Origin of the sequence: Enterobacteriaceae endosymbiont of Macroplea mutica, from assembly GCF_012571345.1 — a bacterium.
Lineage (GTDB): Bacteria > Pseudomonadota > Gammaproteobacteria > Enterobacterales > Enterobacteriaceae.
Genome location: NZ_CP046218.1, coordinates 1 through 18434 on the forward strand (window position 1 = coordinate 1; position 18434 = coordinate 18434).

At 28.4% G+C, this 18434-nt stretch carries 13 protein-coding genes, 5 tRNA genes, 3 rRNA genes and 1 other RNA gene; 14 read left to right on the forward strand and 8 right to left on the reverse strand.

Annotated elements, in window-relative coordinates; all coding sequences use genetic code 11:
* The 6 genes from greA to murB all read left to right on the forward strand — a co-directional run bounded on the left by greA (position 1) and on the right by murB (position 6679).
* The gene (greA, locus tag GJT87_RS00005) at positions 1–480 is read left to right on the forward strand and encodes a transcription elongation factor GreA (RefSeq protein WP_168895396.1); all 480 of its coding nucleotides are present in this window, start codon (positions 1–3) and stop codon (positions 478–480) included.
* A 171-nt stretch (positions 481–651) separates the two neighbouring features.
* Positions 652–2209 (forward strand): 16S ribosomal RNA (locus tag GJT87_RS00010).
* A gap of 64 nt (positions 2210–2273) precedes the next feature.
* Positions 2274–2345, forward strand: a tRNA-Glu gene (locus GJT87_RS00015).
* Positions 2346–2467: 122 nt separating this feature from the next.
* Positions 2468–5402 (forward strand): 23S ribosomal RNA (locus GJT87_RS00020).
* A gap of 89 nt (positions 5403–5491) precedes the next feature.
* Positions 5492–5607 (forward strand): 5S ribosomal RNA (gene rrf, locus GJT87_RS00025).
* The 16S, 23S and 5S rRNA genes sit together here with 1 tRNA gene alongside, the layout of an rRNA operon.
* A 40-nt stretch (positions 5608–5647) precedes the next feature.
* Complete coding sequence (gene murB / locus GJT87_RS00030; protein ID WP_168895397.1) at positions 5648–6679, forward strand: UDP-N-acetylmuramate dehydrogenase; 1032 nt, start codon at positions 5648–5650, stop codon at positions 6677–6679.
* A 7-nt stretch (positions 6680–6686) separates the two neighbouring features.
* Here murB and aroQ read toward each other — a convergent pair whose 3' ends face one another.
* A complete protein-coding gene (gene aroQ / locus GJT87_RS00035) occupies positions 6687–7136 on the reverse strand; it encodes a type II 3-dehydroquinate dehydratase (protein ID WP_168895398.1) in 450 nt (149 codons plus the stop codon).
* A gap of 192 nt (positions 7137–7328) precedes the next feature.
* Here aroQ and GJT87_RS00040 point away from each other — a divergent pair, with 192 nt between their 5' ends.
* The 3 genes from GJT87_RS00040 to mreD all read left to right on the forward strand — a co-directional run bounded on the left by GJT87_RS00040 (position 7329) and on the right by mreD (position 9722).
* Entirely contained in the window at positions 7329–8372 is a 1044-nt protein-coding gene (locus GJT87_RS00040) for a rod shape-determining protein (RefSeq protein WP_168895399.1), read from the forward strand.
* 27 nt (positions 8373–8399) lie between these two features.
* On the forward strand, positions 8400–9215 hold the full coding sequence (mreC, locus tag GJT87_RS00045; protein WP_168895400.1) for a rod shape-determining protein MreC: 816 nt from the start codon (positions 8400–8402) through the stop codon (positions 9213–9215).
* A 132-nt stretch (positions 9216–9347) separates the two neighbouring features.
* Positions 9348–9722, forward strand: a complete 375-nt coding sequence (gene mreD / locus GJT87_RS02285) for a rod shape-determining protein MreD (protein ID WP_425483090.1) — start codon at positions 9348–9350, stop codon at positions 9720–9722.
* A gap of 22 nt (positions 9723–9744) precedes the next feature.
* Here the strand turns inward: mreD and GJT87_RS00055 are convergent, their stop codons facing one another.
* Both GJT87_RS00055 and GJT87_RS00060 read right to left on the reverse strand, forming a co-directional pair.
* On the reverse strand, positions 9745–10029 hold the full coding sequence (locus tag GJT87_RS00055; protein ID WP_168895402.1) for a TusE/DsrC/DsvC family sulfur relay protein: 285 nt from the start codon (positions 10027–10029) through the stop codon (positions 9745–9747).
* 23 nt (positions 10030–10052) lie between these two features.
* Positions 10053–10137 (reverse strand) — tRNA-Ser (locus GJT87_RS00060).
* An 89-nt stretch (positions 10138–10226) separates the two neighbouring features.
* Between GJT87_RS00060 and rsmI the strand changes: the two genes are divergently transcribed.
* Positions 10227–11078, forward strand: coding sequence for a 16S rRNA (cytidine(1402)-2'-O)-methyltransferase (gene rsmI / locus GJT87_RS00065; protein WP_168895403.1), 852 nt, complete (start codon positions 10227–10229; stop codon positions 11076–11078).
* Positions 11079–11110: 32 nt separating this feature from the next.
* An RNA gene (rnpB, locus tag GJT87_RS00070) (RNase P RNA component class A) lies at positions 11111–11474 on the forward strand.
* A 3-nt stretch (positions 11475–11477) separates the two neighbouring features.
* Here rnpB and folD read toward each other — a convergent pair.
* Positions 11478–12350 (reverse strand): bifunctional methylenetetrahydrofolate dehydrogenase/methenyltetrahydrofolate cyclohydrolase FolD, encoded by an 873-nt coding sequence (gene folD / locus GJT87_RS00075; RefSeq protein ID WP_168895404.1) that lies wholly within the window; start codon positions 12348–12350, stop codon positions 11478–11480.
* A gap of 88 nt (positions 12351–12438) precedes the next feature.
* Between folD and GJT87_RS00080 the strand changes: the two genes are divergently transcribed.
* Positions 12439–12512: transfer RNA gene (locus GJT87_RS00080), tRNA-Arg, on the forward strand.
* Positions 12513–13497: 985 nt separating this feature from the next.
* On the opposite strand, the gene GJT87_RS00085 is transcribed toward GJT87_RS00080, so the two are convergent.
* Positions 13498–13570 (reverse strand) — tRNA-Lys (locus tag GJT87_RS00085).
* A gap of 20 nt (positions 13571–13590) precedes the next feature.
* Positions 13591–13663, reverse strand: a tRNA-Val gene (locus GJT87_RS00090).
* A gap of 129 nt (positions 13664–13792) precedes the next feature.
* Here GJT87_RS00090 and gltX point away from each other — a divergent pair.
* Positions 13793–15196, forward strand: coding sequence for a glutamate--tRNA ligase (gltX, locus tag GJT87_RS00095; protein ID WP_168895405.1), 1404 nt, complete (start codon positions 13793–13795; stop codon positions 15194–15196).
* A gap of 63 nt (positions 15197–15259) precedes the next feature.
* Here gltX and hspQ read toward each other — a convergent pair whose 3' ends face one another.
* Complete coding sequence (gene hspQ, locus GJT87_RS00100; RefSeq protein WP_168895406.1) at positions 15260–15577, reverse strand: heat shock protein HspQ; 318 nt, start codon at positions 15575–15577, stop codon at positions 15260–15262.
* A 144-nt stretch (positions 15578–15721) separates the two neighbouring features.
* Between hspQ and alr the strand changes: the two genes are divergently transcribed.
* Entirely contained in the window at positions 15722–16792 is a 1071-nt protein-coding gene (gene alr / locus GJT87_RS00105; protein ID WP_168895407.1) for an alanine racemase, read from the forward strand.
* A 9-nt stretch (positions 16793–16801) separates the two neighbouring features.
* On the opposite strand, the gene metG is transcribed toward alr, so the two are convergent.
* Positions 16802–18430 (reverse strand): methionine--tRNA ligase, encoded by a 1629-nt coding sequence (gene metG / locus GJT87_RS00110; RefSeq protein ID WP_168895408.1) that lies wholly within the window; start codon positions 18428–18430, stop codon positions 16802–16804.
* Between the last annotated feature and the right edge of the window lie 4 nt (positions 18431–18434).

Here is an 18434-nt window from a genome sequence, read left to right on the forward strand (position 1 = left end):
ATGAAAAAACATATTCCTATGACATTACAAGGTTTTAAAAAATTACAAAAAAAATTATATCAATTAAAAAATATTGAGAGACCAAACATTATTAATGCGATACAAGAAGCAAGAAAACATGGTGATCTTAAAGAAAATGCTGAATACAAGGCTGCGCGTGAAGCACAAAGTTTTTGTGAAGGTCATATAAAGGATATAGAAATTAAATTGTCTCAGTCACAAATAATAGACATTACAAAAATAACTTATGATAACAAAGTTATTTTTGGTGCTACCGTTGTATTATATCATTTTTTAATGAATAAAAATATTACTTATAAAATTGTAGGTGATGATGAAGCTAATTTAAAAAATCATTTAATTTCCATTAATGCACCAATTTCTAGAGCATTAATTGGGAAAAAAAAACAAGATATTGTTTTTGTACAAACACCAAGAGGCATAATTAATTATAAAATATTAGATATCAAATATATTTAATGCTGAATTAAATATTAAAATAATTTGACTTTATTAACTAAAATAGTATAATAAATCTTAAGTCAATAATCTTATAAAAAAGTTATTGCAGGTTCTTTAATAATTTGTCAGAAAATTTATGTGGGCATTCTATTTTATAGAATTTTAATATTGTATAAAAATTTTGAGTTTTAACTGAAGAGTTTGATCATGGCTCAGATTGAACGCTGGCGGCAAGCCTAACACATGCAAGTCGTGCGGCAACGAGATGAAAATTATGTAAATTTTTTTTATTGTCGGCGAGCGGCGAACGGGTGAGTAATATCTGGGGATCTGCCTTATAGATTGGGATAACTATTGGAAACGATGGCTAATACCGAATAATATCGCAAGATTAAAGGTGGGGGATCTTTTAAGACCTCATGCTATAAGAGGAACCCAGACGGGATTAGCTTGTAGGTAAGGTAATGGCTTACCTAGGCAACAATCTCTAGCTGGTCTGAGAGGATGATCAGCCACACTGGAACTGAGACACGGTCCAGACTCCTACGGGAGGCAGCAGTGGGGAATCTTGCACAATGGGCGAAAGCCTGATGCAGCTATGCCGCGTGTATGAAGAAGGCCTTAGGGTTGTAAAGTACTTTCAATAAGGAAGAAGCAATAAAATCTAATATATTTTATTGTTGACGTTACTTATAAAAGAAGCACCGGCTAACTCCGTGCCAGCAGCCGCGGTAATACGGAGGGTGCTAGCGTTAATCGGAATTACTGGGCGTAAAGAGCACGTAGGCGGTTTATTAAGTCAGATGTGAAATCCCTAAGCTTAACTTAGGAACTGCATTTGAAACTAATTTACTTGAGTATCATAGAGGGGAGTAGAATTCCAGGTGTAGCGGTGAAATGCGTAGATATCTGGAGGAATACCAGTGGCGAAGGCGACTCCCTGGATGAATACTGACGCTCAGGTGCGAAAGCATGGGGAGCAAACAGGATTAGATACCCTGGTAGTCCATTGCTGTAAACGATGTCGACTTGGAGGTTGTGAGCTTGTCTTGTAGCTTCCGTAGCTAACGCGTTAAGTCGACCGCCTGGGGAGTACGACCGCAAGGTTAAAACTCAAATGAATTGACGGGGGCCCGCACAAGCGGTGGAGCATGTGGTTTAATTCGATGCAACGCGAAGAACCTTACCTGGTCTTGACATCCATGGAATTTAATAGAGATATTTTAGTGCCTTCGGGAACCATGAGACAGGTGCTGCATGGCTGTCGTCAGCTCGTGTTGTGAAATGTTGGGTTAAGTCCCGCAACGAGCGCAACCCTTGTCCTTTGTTGCCAACGGTTTGGCCGGGAACTCAAAGGAGACTGCTGGTGATAAGCCGGAGGAAGGTGGGGATGACGTCAAGTCATCATGGCCCTTACGACCAGGGCTACACACGTGCTACAATGGTATATACAAAGGGCAGCATCCTCGCAAGAGTAAGCGAATCTCATAAAATATATCTTAGTTCGGATTGGAGTCTGCAACTCGACTCTATGAAGTCGGAATCGCTAGTAATCGTAGATCAGAATGCTACGGTGAATACGTTCCCGGGCCTTGTACACACCGCCCGTCACACCATGGAAGTGAGTTGTAAAAGAAGTAAGTTGTTTAACCATAAAAGGAGAACGCTTACCACTTTGTGATTCATGACTGGGGTGAAGTCGTAACAAGGTAACCGTAGGGGAACCTGTGGTTGGATCACCTCCTTTAATATAATTACTTTCTATAAAAAATGAGTGCCCACAAATATTTTCTGATGTAAATTTTTTATTTGTCCCTTTCGTCTAATGGTTAGGACATCGCTCTTTCACGGCGGCAATAGGGGTTCAAATCCCCTAGGGGGCATTAACATAATAATCATGTTCTTTAAAAAACTAAAATTAAGTTATTGTAATGTTAAAGTATAAATTTGTTATAAACATATTTTTTATAATATTTTATTATTACAAGACGATTGTGGGTTGTAAGGTTAAGTAAATAAGCGTATACGATGGATGCCTTGGCAGTCAGAGGCGATGAAGGACGTACTAATCTGCGAAAAGCGTTAATGAGTTGATACGAAACATTATTAATTGACGATATCCTAATGGGGTAACCTAATACATGTAACTATGTATTATCATTGTTTGAATATATAGAATAATGAAGCGAACCAGGAGAACTGAAACATCTAAGTATCCTGAGGAAAAGAAATCAATAGAGATTTTCTTAGTAGTGGCGAGCGAAACGGAAACAGCCCAAAAGAAAGATATACATTAAAATTATGATAATAGAAATATTTGGAAAAATATACGATACAGGGTGATAGTCCCGTATATGAAAACATGATATTAATTTTCTTAAAGAGTAGAACGGGACACGTGAAATCCTGTTTGAATACAGGGGGATCATCCTCTAAGGCTAAATACTACTGACTGACCGATAGTGAACTAGTACCGTGAGGGAAAGGTGAAAAGAACCCCGGTTAGGGGAGTGAAATAGAACCTGAAATCGTATACGTACAAGCAGTAGGAGCATGTGTTTAGTGTGTGACTGCGTACCTTTTGTATAATGGGTCAGCGAGTTATATTTTGTAGCAAGGTTAACTGTCTAAGGGAGCCGTAGGGAAACCGAGTTTGAATAGAGCGTTAAGTTGCAAGATATAGACCCGAAACCCGGTGATCTAGCCATGAGCAGGTTGAAGGTAAGGTAATACTTACTGGAGGACCGAACCGACTAATGTTGAAAAATTAGCGGATGACTTGTGGTTAGGGGTGAAAGGCCAATCAAACCGGGAGATAGCTGGTTCTCCTCGAAAGCTATTTAGGTAGCGCCTCGTGTAATTCGTATTCGGGGGTAGAGCTCTGTTTCGGTTAGGGAGTCAACCAGACTTACCAATCCGATGCAAACTACAAATACCGAATATCGTTATCACGGGAGACACACAGCGGGTGCTAACGTCCGTTGTGGAAAGGGAAACAACCCAGATCACTAGCTAAGGTCCCAAAGTTATAATTAAGTGGGAAACGATGTGAGAAGGCATAAACAGCTAGGATGTTGGCTTAGAAGCAGCCATCATTTAAAGAAAGCGTAATAGCTCACTAGTCTAGTCGTCTTGCGCGGAAGATATAACGGGGCTAAATTATACACCGAAGCTGTGACAATAAGTTTTATATTTATTGGGTAGAGGAGCGTTCTGTAAGTCGTTGAAGATGAATTGTAAAATTTATTGGAGATATCAGAAGTGCGAATGCTGACATGAGTAACGATAAAATAGGTGAAAAACCTATTCGCCGAAAGACTAAGGTTTCCTATCCAACGGTATTCGAGGTAGGGTTAGTCGATCCCTAAGGTGAGGCTGAAAAGCGTAATCGATGGACAACAGGTTAATATTCCTGTACTTGGTGTTATGTGTGATGGGGTGACGAAGAAGGTTAAATTATCCAGGTGATGGTTGTCCTGGTTTAAGCGTTTAGATAAATTATCTAGGCAAATCCGGATAATTATTAATATTGAGGCGTAATGACGAGATACTTAATTGTATTGAAGTAATTAATACCATACTTACAAGAAAAACCTCTAAATATAAAGTAACATTAAATCGTACTAAAACCGACACAGGTAGTCAGGTAGAGAATACTAAGGCGTTTGAGAGAACTTAGGTGAAGGAACTAGGCAAAATAGTGCCGTAACTTCGGAAGAAGGCACGCTGATAGTAAGTAACAAAATTTACTTTTGAAGCTGAATTCAGCCCAAGATAACGGCTGGCTGCAACTGTTTATTAAAAACACAGCACTGTGCTAACACGAAAGTGGACGTATACGGTGTGACGCCTGCCCGGTGCCGGAAGGTTAATTGATGAAGTTATCATTTATGAGAAGCTTTTGATCGAAGCCCCGGTAAACGGCGGCCGTAACTATAACGGTCCTAAGGTAGCGAAATTCCTTGTCGGGTAAGTTCCGACCTGCACGAATGGCGTAATGATGGCCAGACTGTCTCCACCTAAGACTCAGTGAAATTGAAATCGCTGTGAAGATGCAGTGTACCCGCGGCAAGACGGAAAGACCCCGTGAACCTTTACTATAGCTTGATATTGAGTATTGAATGTTGATGTGTAGGATAGGTGGGAGACTATGAAATACTAGCGCCAGTTAGTGTGGAGTCAACCTTGAAATACCACCCTTTAGTATTGAATGCTCTAACCTAGGTCCGTGAATCCGGACCAGAGACAATGTCTGGTAGGTAGTTTGACTGGGGCGGTCTCCTCCCAAAGAGTAACGGAGGAGCACTAAGGTCAGCTAATCACGGTCGGAAATCGTGAGGTTAGTGCAAAGGCATAAGCTGGCTTAACTGTGAGAATGACGGTTCAAACAGATGCGAAAGCAGGTCTTAGTGATCCGGTGGTTCTATATGACAGGGCCATCGCTCAACGGATAAAAGGTACTCCGGGGATAACAGGCTAATACCGCCCAAGAGTTCATATCGACGGCGGTGTTTGGCACCTCGATGTCGGCTCATCACATCCTGGGGCTGAAGTAGGTCCCAAGGGTATGGCTGTTCGCCATTTAAAGTGGTACGCGAGCTGGGTTTAGAACGTCGTGAGACAGTTCGGTCCCTATCTGCCGTGGGCGTTGGAAGATTGAAAGGAGTTACTCCTAGTACGAGAGGACCGGAGTGAACGCATCTCTGGTGTACGGGTTGTCATGCCAATGGCATTGCCCGGTAGCTATATGCGGACGAGATAAGCGCTGAAAGCATATAAGCGCGAAACTTACCTTAAGATTATTCTTCCCAGGATATTTACTATATTTATAGATATCCCTAAAGGGACGTTAAAGACTATGACGTTGATAGGCTGGATGTGTAAGCATAGCAATATGTTGAGCTAACCAGTACTAATAAACACCCGTGAGTCTTAACCTTACAACACCAGAATCGTTTTTAATAAGTAATAAGATAATTATTATTAACAAATTAGATAATATCATAATTTAATTTTGTTTTATTTTATCCCTAGTATATATAACGCAATGGTACCACCTGAATCCATGCCGAACTCAGAAGTGAAACATTGTTGTGCTGATGGTAGTATAGGGTCTCCCTATGTTAGAGTAAGTAAATACTAGGGAATATAGTATAATACTATGATTATTTAGAAAATAAAGTTTATGTTGTCTTTAAAAAAAATTCATACATTTCATGTAAATGTAAATGCATATAATATCATTTATATATATAGTGTAAAACAACTATATAATATATGGTCTCAATGTAAAAAAAAGTTTATACCTTATTTAATATTAGGTAAGGGCAGTAATGTTTTATTCACAGAAAATTTTCATGGATTTATTTTATTAAATAGAATAAAAGGCATTAAAATATATTCTAATACTTTTTTTTGGAATTTACATATTGGTTCAGGAGAATCCTGGCATAAATTAGTTAAATATACTATTAAACGTGGAATCTATGGATTAGAAAATTTAGCATTAATTCCAGGATGTATTGGCGCAGCACCAATACAAAATATCGGTGCATATGGTATATCTTTGGAGTCTTTTTGTTCATATGTAGATGTGTTTAATCCGTATAATCAACAAATATTAAGAATACCCAAAAAATATTGTTATTTTAGTTATAGAAATAGTATTTTTAAATCTCAAAAATATAAACATTATATTATTATTGCAGTAGGCCTATCTATACCTAAACAATGGACTCCTTGTATCATATACAAGGAATTACAATGTTTAAATTATCATGTAACTGCACAACAAATTTTTCAACATATTTGTAATATTAGAAATAAAAAATTACCAAATCCAAATATTATGGGTAATGCTGGTAGTTTTTTTAAAAACCCATTTGTATCTTTGCATCACGGTTTAAATATTATTAAAAAATTTACTCAAATACCTTATATTTTTAAAAATAATATATTTAAAATATCTGCTGCATGGTTAATTGAAAAATGTAATTTTAAAGGAATTATTTTTGATGGCGCTTCAGTATATCATAAACAAGCTTTAGTTATTATAAATAAGGATAATGCATCAGGACAAAATATATTAAACTTAGCAAACAAAATATATAATTGTGTAGGTAAAAAATTTGGCATATGGTTAGAAGCAGAAATAAGAATGTTTGATAAAAATAAAGAAATATCTCAAAAAAAAATTTTTACTAAAAATAAACAATAACATTTGATTACAAACCTAATTTTTTAAAAATAAAATGTAAAGCTAAGTTATAACCTTCAATACCACAACCTATAATAACTCCTTCAGATATATCGGAAAAAAAAGATTTTTGACGAAACTTTTCTCTTTTATATATATTAGTAATATGTACTTCAATAAAAGGTATGTGTATTCCTAATATAGTATCACGTAGTGCAATACTAGTATGTGTTAAAGCTCCGGGATTGATAATTATATAATTGATATTCTTGCTATGTTGTATTAAATAATCTATTAAAATATGTTCTGCATTAGATTGTATATGTGTTAACCTACATTTTTTTTTATTTGCTATACTAGATAAATGAGATATAATTTTTTTTAAAGAGATATTACCATATTTTTCTGGTTCTCTTCGACCTAATAAACTTAGATTAGGACCGTTCACTATTAAAATATGATACTTTAATCTATACATTTTCAGTTCTGCATTATTAGATTTGTCAATTATACTAACATAATTTACATTAATTAAAAATAATAATAAGCATTATTTTTTCATGATAATGATATATTTATTTTGAATAAAATGATATTATTACACACATAATAGATATTATTTAATCTAAATTTAATTTAACAATAAAACATACAGTTAGGTTCTAATATCATGTTTAAAAAATTTCGGGGAATGTTTTCTAACGATTTATCTATAGATTTAGGTACAGCAAATACTTTAATTTATGTAAAAGGACAAGGAATAGTTTTAAACGAACCATCTGTAGTAGCAATACGACAAGATAAAACCGGTTTCCCTAAAAGTGTAGCAGCAGTAGGTTATGATGCTAAACAAATGTTAGGTAGAACTCCTGGTAATATTGCAGCTATTCGTCCTATGAAAGATGGTGTAATTGCTGATTTTTTTATTACGGAAAAAATGTTACAGTATTTTATAAAACAAGTACATAGTAATAGTTTTATGCGTCCTAGTCCTAGAGTATTAGTTTGCGTGCCAGTAGGCGCGACACAAGTAGAACGTAGAGCAATTAGAGAATCTGCACAAGGAGCTGGAGCACGTGAAGTGTTTTTAATTGAAGAACCTATGGCAGCAGCTATAGGAGCTGGTTTACCTGTTTCAGAAGCTACTGGTTCAATGGTAATTGATATTGGTGGAGGTACTACAGAAGTCGCTGTTATATCTTTAAATGGAGTAGTATACTCTTCTTCAGTACGTATTGGTGGCGATAGATTTGATGAAGCTATTATTAATCATGTACGTAGAAATTATGGTTCATTAATAGGTGAATCAACAGCGGAAAAAATAAAACATCAAATCGGTTCAGCATTTTCTAATAAAGAAATTTTAGAAATAGAAGTAAGAGGACGCAATTTAGCAGAAGGAGTCCCAAGAAGTTTTATATTAAATTCTAATGAAATATTAGAAGCTTTACAAGAACCTCTATCTGGTATTGTTAGTGCTGTTATGATTGCATTAGAGCAATGTCCACCAGAATTAGCAGGAGATATTGCAGAAAGAGGTATGATATTAACTGGTGGTGGAGCGTTACTCAAATATTTTGATAAATTATTAATAGAAGAAACAGGAATACCTGTTGCTATCGCAGAAGATCCTTTAACTTGTGTAGCACGAGGTGGCGGGAAAGCATTAGAAATGATCGACATGTATGGAGGCGATTTATTTAGTGAAGAATAATCATTAATATAAATTATTATAACATTTATGCCATTAATTTTTAAAAAAAAAACAAATATACACTTAAAGTTTATTATTATCATAATAATTTCTATATTATTTATTATAATAGATAAATATTATAATTATTTTTTTACAATAAAAAATTATATTGACAAAAAAATGAGTTATACATATGTTTATTTGAATAAACCATATACTATATATAATCATATATATGATTTATATAAACAGAATAAAAATATTAAAGCACAAAATATTCTTTTATATAAAAAATTATTTTTAAAAAATATAGAATTATTTTTTTATAAAAATTCTCTTTATGAATTCAATAATATATATAAAATTTTAAGCATAAATTTAAATACAACAAAAACAATTTTTAGTAAAAAAATCCCTATAATCTTACCATGGTATTCTGATAAAATTTTTATAAATAAAGGTTTGCGAGATAATATTATTCCAGGAAATCTTGCTATTAATGATCATGGTGTTATTGGACAAGTTTTTTTTACTAATAAATATGTTAGTAGTATTTTACTTATATGTAGTAGATATAATTCTATACATGTACATGCACATAATAATAACGCTAACTTTATTTTAAATGGAATCGGTTGTAAATATCCTCCATTATTAAAATCTGAGGATATTTCTCCAAATATTATTATAAATGTTAATGATATCTTATTTACATCAGGTTTAAATGATTATCATCTTATAAATTATCCCGTAGCTAAAGTAATCAACATTAAACATACTAAGAATAATATGAATGTTATATTCGCACAACCACTTATACAAATAGAGCAAATTAAATATTTATTAATAATAAACACTTAAAAACATGATATGGAAAATAATGTTTTAATATTTTATTTATATATCATCACTATTTGTATGATAAATAATGTTGTATTTATGACATAATAATAACACCATACACATAATAATTTTAATGAATAATATTACAATATGGATATATTAATAATATTTACTAATATAATGCTTTTGTCAAAGCAAATAAATTTGATTAAATATTTTATTTTAGGAATTATTCTTGATATTTTAACAGATAAAATATTAGGCACATATACCTTAATTCTAACTATACTAAATTACTATTTATATTATCATCATATATGGTTTAAAAAATTGTATTTTATACTACAAATAATACTAATTTTTATACTATTTAATATAGTAAATATTTTTATTTTTTCTATAAATAATATATATTATTCGTATCTTAATATGTGTAATAATAATATTATGCATAGTATTTATTGGTATATACTATATTTTTCTCTTGAAAAATATAGTAATAAAAAAAAAATATGCCAATTATAATATTACAAAACTATATAATATGTTATAGGCATACTGTGATTTCTTTTAACCCAGAAATATAAGCCATTTGTCTAATAGCACCATTAGGAAAAAGTTTATGTATATAAATACTGTTACCTYTGAGTGAACCATATTTATTTTTTATAACATTCACTAATACAACCATATTAGGCAAAGAATGAAATTTATCATATAATTGTTTAAAAATATATATTATTTCTAAATGTTCTGTTGTTAAAATAATATTTTCTTGTATAGCAAGTTTTTTAGCTATGTGTTTATTCCATACATTTATATTTTTATTCATATATAATATAACTTGTTTAATTACGGAGGAAGAGAGATTCGAACTCTCGAATAGTAATCTATTGCCGGTTTTCAAGACCGGTGCCTTCAACCACTCGGCCATTCCTCCTAAATTTTATTACAATAATGTATATAACATCTACAACTATATCATTATATAATATATACTGCACTATTTAAAGCATATTTTTTTTATACATGAAAACTAATATAACTGGAAATTTATATATTGTACCTACTCCTATAGGTAATTATGATGATATTTCACAAAGAGCAATAAAAATTTTAAAACAAGTTGATTACATTTTATCTGAAGATACAAGAAAAACAGGCATTTTATTAAAAAAATATAATATTACTAATAGATTAAATTCATATTATGAATTTAATGAAAAAAAAAAATCCAATACAATATTAAATCATTTACAACAAGGGAAAAATATTGCATTAGTTTCTGATGCAGGAACGCCATTAATTAATGATCCTGGATATAGAATTATAGAATTATGTCGCAGAAAAGACAATAATATTAGAATTATACCATTAAGTGGACCTTGTGCAGCAATTTTAGCTTTATCTGCATCCGGTTTAGCAACTAATCGTTTTTGTTATGAAGGATTCTTATCTAAAAAACATAATAAAAGGATTAGAAGATTAGAACAGTTGAAATTAGAATATAGAACTATTATTTTATATGAATCAAAATATCGTATTTTAAATTGTTTATATGATATACAAAATATTTTTGGTAAAGATAGATATGTTGTTATAGCTAAGGATTTAACAAAAAAATGGGAACAAATTTATGGTAATACTATTGGCAAAATTATTGATTGGATTAAATCAGATAAAAATAGGTTAAAAGGAGAAATAGTATTGATTATTCAAGGTAATAAAAATATTACTAATAATATAAATATGTCCAAAATATTACCTATTATAAAAATTTTAAAAAAAGATTTATCAACTAAAAAAGTAATTAATATTATTTCTCATATATATTCCATTAGAAAAAATATTTTATATCAAATTATGTTAACAGATATTTGATATAAATCTGATATTCATATATCATATTTGTATGAGTTAATTCAAACAGTCGCTTTTATTTTCAATAAAAGAGGAAAGTCCGGACTCCAAAGGGTAATGGTACCAGATAACTTCTGGGAAGTGTAAACTTACGAATAGTGCAACAGAAAATATACCGCCATAATAATATGTAGTGGTTATAATAATTATGGTAAGGGTGAAAAGGCATGGTAAGAGCATACCGATATATTAGTAATAATATATGTCTGTGCAAACTCTACCAGGAGCAAGGCTAAATAAAGATTTGTATTGACCCGTACAAAAAATCTGGGTAAGCTGCAAGAAATAGTAAGTAATTATTATTCTAGATAAATGACTGTTAGAAAACAGAATCCGGCTTATGAATTAACTTATAAATATTTAGAAATTATTTTTATGATTAATCATAATTTTTTCGTATGCGATAAAAGTATTTTGCATTAACATTGATATAGTAACAGGTCCTATTCCTCCTGGTACTGGAGTTATATATGATGCTCTAGACATAGTTGATGCAAAATCAACATCGCCAACAATTTTATTATTTTGCAGTCTATTAATACCTACATCTATTATAATAGCACCATGTTTAATCCACTTACCCTTAATAAAACATGGTTTACCAATAGCTACGATTAATAAATCAGCATTTGCAATATGATATTGTAAATTTTTAGTAAAACGATGTGTGATAGTTACGGTACACCCTAGCAATAATAATTCTAATGCTACAGGACGTCCTATAATATTAGAAGCGCCGATAATAACCGCATGTAAACCACGGATATATATGTGATAATGTTTCAATAAAGATATAATTCCTATAGCAGTACATGAACGTAATAATGGCATTCGTTGACATAAACGTCCTATATTATATGGGTGGAAACCATCAATATCTTTATTAGGATGGATTGCTTCTAAAACATTAGTGATATTTAAATGTTTAGGTAAAGGTAATTGTATTAAAATACCATGAATCTTATTATCATGATTTAAAATATTAATTGTATCAATAATTGTATGTTCATAAATATTATTGGGGAAATAATAATTATATACAATAAATCCTAATTTTTGACATATTTTTAATTTTTTAGATATATATAATTTAGAAATATCATGATTGCCAACTAAAATAACTCCTAAACCAGGTAATTGTTTATTATTTTTTATAATAAATAACATTTTTTCATGTATTTTCTTGTAAATTGTATTAGCAAAACAATGACCATCCATAATTATAGCATTCATATCATTTATTATCCTACTATATTTTTATGTTAATATTATAATTTTTTATATTAAAATACATTTTATATGTTATAATAAACTAATCTATGCGCTCTTAGCTCAGCAGGATAGAGCAATAGCCTTCTAAGCTATTGGTCACAGGTTCGAATCCTGTAGAGCGCAAAAAATATATTCATAATGTTAAAAACTATTAATGTGTAACTTAATTCCTATATGATGTTTAATGACTMATTATATAACTACATATATTAAAAATATTAATAATTATTTGCTATTTAATAAACTTAATATACGTGACATAGCAAATATATAAATAATTTCATTATATTAATAATAAATAATGTTTATATAAATTAAGTTTATTATGTTAATGTTATTAATATATAAATTATATAAATATAAAAAACATTCTTAAAAATTTACTATTGTTTATTATAAATATGTCTAATATTAATTTCTAAATATTTATTAATATATAACAGTTTAATAAATAAAGAATATTAATTAATTTATTACTTTAAAAATATGTATATTCCCTTAAGAATTTTATAAAATTTTTATTATTTATTAATTAATCAATAATGTAGTATGTATATTACTAGTAATAATATGAATTAATAAATATTTATATATTTAGTTTGCAAATATATAAATAATATTTATGTTTCATTTTAAATAAATAATCTCATTATATAATATAAGTAATTTTATATTCAATTTAATAAATTAATATTTATACTAATGATTGATATGATAGTTTCAAATAAACTGCTCAGCTAAAATGTTATTGAAATTTTTTATTGTTAATAACATTAAATACATTTTATTAATAGATTATTTAAAATAATATATAACTACGATAATGTTTTTAGATATGTAATAATATATATTATATTCAATAACTAAATTTAATTATGAATAAATATATAAATTATATGAAGTAATTTTGTTGTTATTAAAATGATACTAGTTTGCTAATAATTATTTATAGTATGTATTACATCCTGCATCTTATGTAATAAAAATATAATCTTTATATATTCATTCACTATACTATTTGAATTACTAACATATTAATTTACAATTACAAATATACTTAGATAAATATAATTTATTTAAATATAATAAAACATATCTGTATTACTACTGGGTCGTACAGGATTTGAACCTGTGACCAATTGATTAAAAGTCAACTGCTCTACCAACTGAGCTAACGACCCTAATGTATTATTCTATACTATGGGTGATGACGGACTCGAACCGCCGACAACCTCCTTGTAAGGGAGGGACTCTACCAACTGAGCTAATCACCCTAAAAATCATAATACCTTATGCTATCTTTATTTATATAAATAAGTCAATATATTTTTAATAAAAAATTTAAAAAATATTTTATTACATATATAATACATTATATCTTTTATAATAATATATATAATATAATGAAAATTAGAACTCGTTTCGCACCAAGTCCAAGTGGTTATTTACATATAGGCAATATTCGTACTGCATTATATTCTTGGTTATTTGCAAAAAAAAATCATGGTAATTTTATTTTACGTATTGAAGATACAGATAAAATAAAAGTTAAAGAACATTATATTCAAAACATCATATCAAGTTTAACATGGTTAAATATTAATTGGGATGAAGGACCTTATTTACAGAGTGAAAATTTAGATAAATATCATAGTATTATTAATAATATGATACAACAAGGAATAGCCTATAAATGTTATTGCACAAAACAAATATTAAAAAAAGATAAAGAACAACAAAAAAAATTAGGTATGAAAACAAAATATAATGGTAGATGTCGTAATATCAATAAAACATATGATCATATACCATATGTCGTTAGATTTCGTACTCCTACAACAGGTTATGTAAAATTTAAAGATATAATAAGAGGTAATATTATTATTAATAATATTGAGCTAGATGATTTTATTATACAACGTACTGATAAAACACCAACATATAATTTTTGTGTAGCAATAGATGATCTAGATATGTGTATTACACATGTAATTAGAGGTGAAGAACATATTAATAATACTCCTAAACAAATTAATATTATTAAATCTTTAAAAAGAACAATACCATACTATGCGCATGTTTCTATTATTACTAATCAATATGGTGAAAAAATTTCTAAGAAAAATCATGATACTAATATTCTACAATATAAAAAAGATGGTTATTTACCCCAAGCATTATTAAATTATATTTTAAAGTTAGGATGGTCATATGGTGATCAAGAAATTTTTTCTATGTCAGAAATGAAGAAATTATTTTGTTTAAGCAATTTAAATAAATCACCAAGTATTTTTAATATTAATAAATTAAATTGGTTTAATAAATATTATCTTAATCATTTATCAAAAGATTATATAGTTCCTTACTTGAGTAATTTTTGTAAAAATAAACATTTTAATATAAATACAGGACCAAAAATTATTGATATTTATCATCATTTTGTTAATCGATGTAATACTTTAAAAGAAATTAATAATTTATGTTGTATTTTTTATACTAATCCTAATTATCAAAATGTTCTATGTGCAAATTTGATAAATATAAAAAATAAAAAATTTATTACACAATTATTAATTATTATACAGTCAATAAATCCATGGACTATAAATAATATTAATTTAATTATTAAAACAACTGCACAACAACTAGATAAAAAATTTGCAGATATAGCCATGACGTTACGTATATTATTGACAGGATTAAATTATAGCCCCCCTATTAATAGTATTATATATCTAATGGGGAAAAATAAAGTTATACAACACATTCAAAATGTCATAAATATGATAAATAAACAAAATAAATAGATATTTATACATATTAATGTAATATAGAATTATATTATGTATTATTTACAATTATTATTGTAATTAGTTACGTAATCTGGGATTAATTAATTGCTTCTTGATAGAAGCAGATAATTCATCTAATATAGAATGTTCTTTATATTCAGGTATAGGTTCCCCTATTAATTGTATTTCTGATAAATATGTATGTATAGGATTACCTGCATCATCCTCCATGACAACATGATACCAAGGTTTATTACGTAATGTTATACTATCTGACATTTCATCAATTTTGAGATCATTTAAAGAATAAATAGGATCAACATCAACTACGACTCCCAGAAAACCTAATAATTTATGTCTTACTTGTTGACCAATACCAAATTTACTGGTAATCATTATTAAGTAACTCCTTAATGATAAAATTTATAGTGTTATTACATTGTAAAATATGCAAAAACAAAAATTATAATTTATTATAATAAAGTTTTTTAGTTTAATAAATAAATTTTTATATAAAATTTTATTTAATGGATAATCATAATGTCAAGACCAATTACTGCAATTATTAATACTAAAAATTTAAAAAATAACTTAAATATCATACGTAAAATTATTTATCCATCAAAAATCTGGTTTGTATTAAAAGATAATGCTTATGGTCATGGTATTACTAACATTTGTAAATTTTTAATGCATGCAGATGGTATTGCTGTATTAACTTTAGACGAAGCAATTTTATTGCGTCATGAAAATTTTAATAATCCAATCTTATTATTAGAAGGATTTTTCCATATTAATGATTTAAAGATAATTTATCAATATAATTTAACCATGGTAATACATAATAAATGGCAATTAAATTTATTAATGCAATATCCTCCTATATATCCAATAGTAATATATATTAAAATCAATACTAGTATGAATAGATTAGGTTTTAACATTCATAATGTTAATGAAATTATTAGTATAATGAAAAAACATATTCATATTAAACAAATTGTATGTATGGCACATTTTGCTGATACTTCAAAAAATGCTCATGCTTTTTTATATGAAATAAAACTAATTAATCAAATTTTAAATAATAATTATTTACGATCTTTTGCTAATTCTGCAGCTATATTATGGCATCGTAATATATATTACGATTGGGTTCGTTCAGGAATTTTATTATATGGTGCATCACCTACAAACTCTTGGGAAGATATTAGTAAATTTAATTTTAAACCAGTAACTACATTACGTAGTAAAATTATTGGAATACAAACATTATATCCTGGAACAACAGTAGGTTATAATCATCAATATTATACAAATATAAAAAGACAAATAGGTATTATAGCTTGTGGGTATGGTGATGGATATCCTAAGACTATTTCTTCGGAAACAAATATTTACATAAATGGCCAAAAAACACATATACTAGGTAACGTTACTATGGATATGATGGCTATTGATTTAATCAACACACCACATGCAACTATAGGTAGTAATGTAGAGCTATGGGGTGAACATATCAAAATTGATGATGTTGCTACTTCAGCAAAAACAATTAACTATGAATTAATGTGTTCATTATCCATAAGAGTACCTAGAATAATAAAATAATATTATTTTTTAAAATTTTAAGATATGATTTATATTTTTTATCTTTATACGTTGAAATAAAATAAAAAATTTATTGATTTGATGATTTATTAATGGACGAGAAAGTTTTTGAAAACATAATGTATCTCTTAAAAATATTTCTGTTTTATACGATAAATTAGGCACAATAGGTTTTAAATAAATCATAATAACACGAAACATATTAATAGCTAAAGAACAAACATTATGTGTGATATCAGGTTTATTTTTAATTGTTAACCAAGGTTTATGTGTATCAATATAACTATTAGCAATATCTGTTAAAATAATTATCATATTAATAACATGACTAAATTGTCTATTAGTATAATAGTCATGTATAATTTTTGCTTTATTAATAAATTCTAAGTAAATATCTAAATTAATATTTAGAGATAAGTTATTATGAAAATATGTATTAATAAAATATGCTGTGCGAGAAGCAATATTAACAATTTTATTAACAAGATCTGAATTAATTTTATATGTAATATCATGTAAATTAAAATCTATATCATTAATATTATCTGATAATTTAGAAGCAAAATAATAACGTAAACTATCTGCATTAACATAATTTAACAATTCTAATGCTGTAATAAATGTTTTTTTTGATTTTGACATTTTCATGCCATTTGATGTCACATGACCATGTACAAAAATTTTAGTAGGTTTGCGGAAAAAACTACCTTCTAAAATAGCTGGCCAAAATAAACTATGAAAATAAACTATGTCTTTGCCAATAAAATGATATAGTTCTGTTTTTGTATCTGTTTTCCACCATTCATAAAAACATATATGTTTATTTAAATCACAAAAATCTTTAAAAGTACTAATATAACCAATAGGAGCATCTAACCATACATAAAAAAATTTATTAATATCATCTAATATATTAAAACCAAAATATGGTTTATCTCTTGTAATATCCCATAATTTTAAACCCGCATGAAACCATTCTAATACTTTATTTTTAATATTATTATCTAATACACCTGATGATATCCAAGATAATAACATTTTGTAAAAACAGGGTAAATTAAAAAAATAATGTTCAGATTGTTTAACAATCGGAACTGTATTAGATAATATTGATATAGGATCTATTAAATGTATAGAAGTATAACGTCCACATTGTTCACAATAATCGCCATACTGTTTTGTAGTTTTACAATGTGGACATGTTCCTTGTACCAGTCTATCTGGTAAAAACATATTACATTGTTTATCAAATAATTGTTTAACTGTTTTTTTTAAAATATATTTTTGTTTTTTTAAACGTTTAAAAATTAATTGTACAAAAAAGTAATTTTTATTACTATGAGTAGTATAATAATGATCATAACTAATATAAAATTTTTTAAAAATATCAATATGTTGCTGATATGTTTTTTGTATCATTTTTTCAGGTGTTACATTTAATTCTTGAGCTTTTAACATAATTGGTGTGCCATGAGCATCATCTGCACATATAAAATACACTTCGTTCCCTATCATGCGATTATATCGTACCCAAATATCAGCTTGTATATGTTCCAACATATGTCCAAGATGTATGGGACCATTAGCATATGGTAATGCACAAGTAACCAGCATTTTTTTAAGTTTAATTTTTTTCATAAAT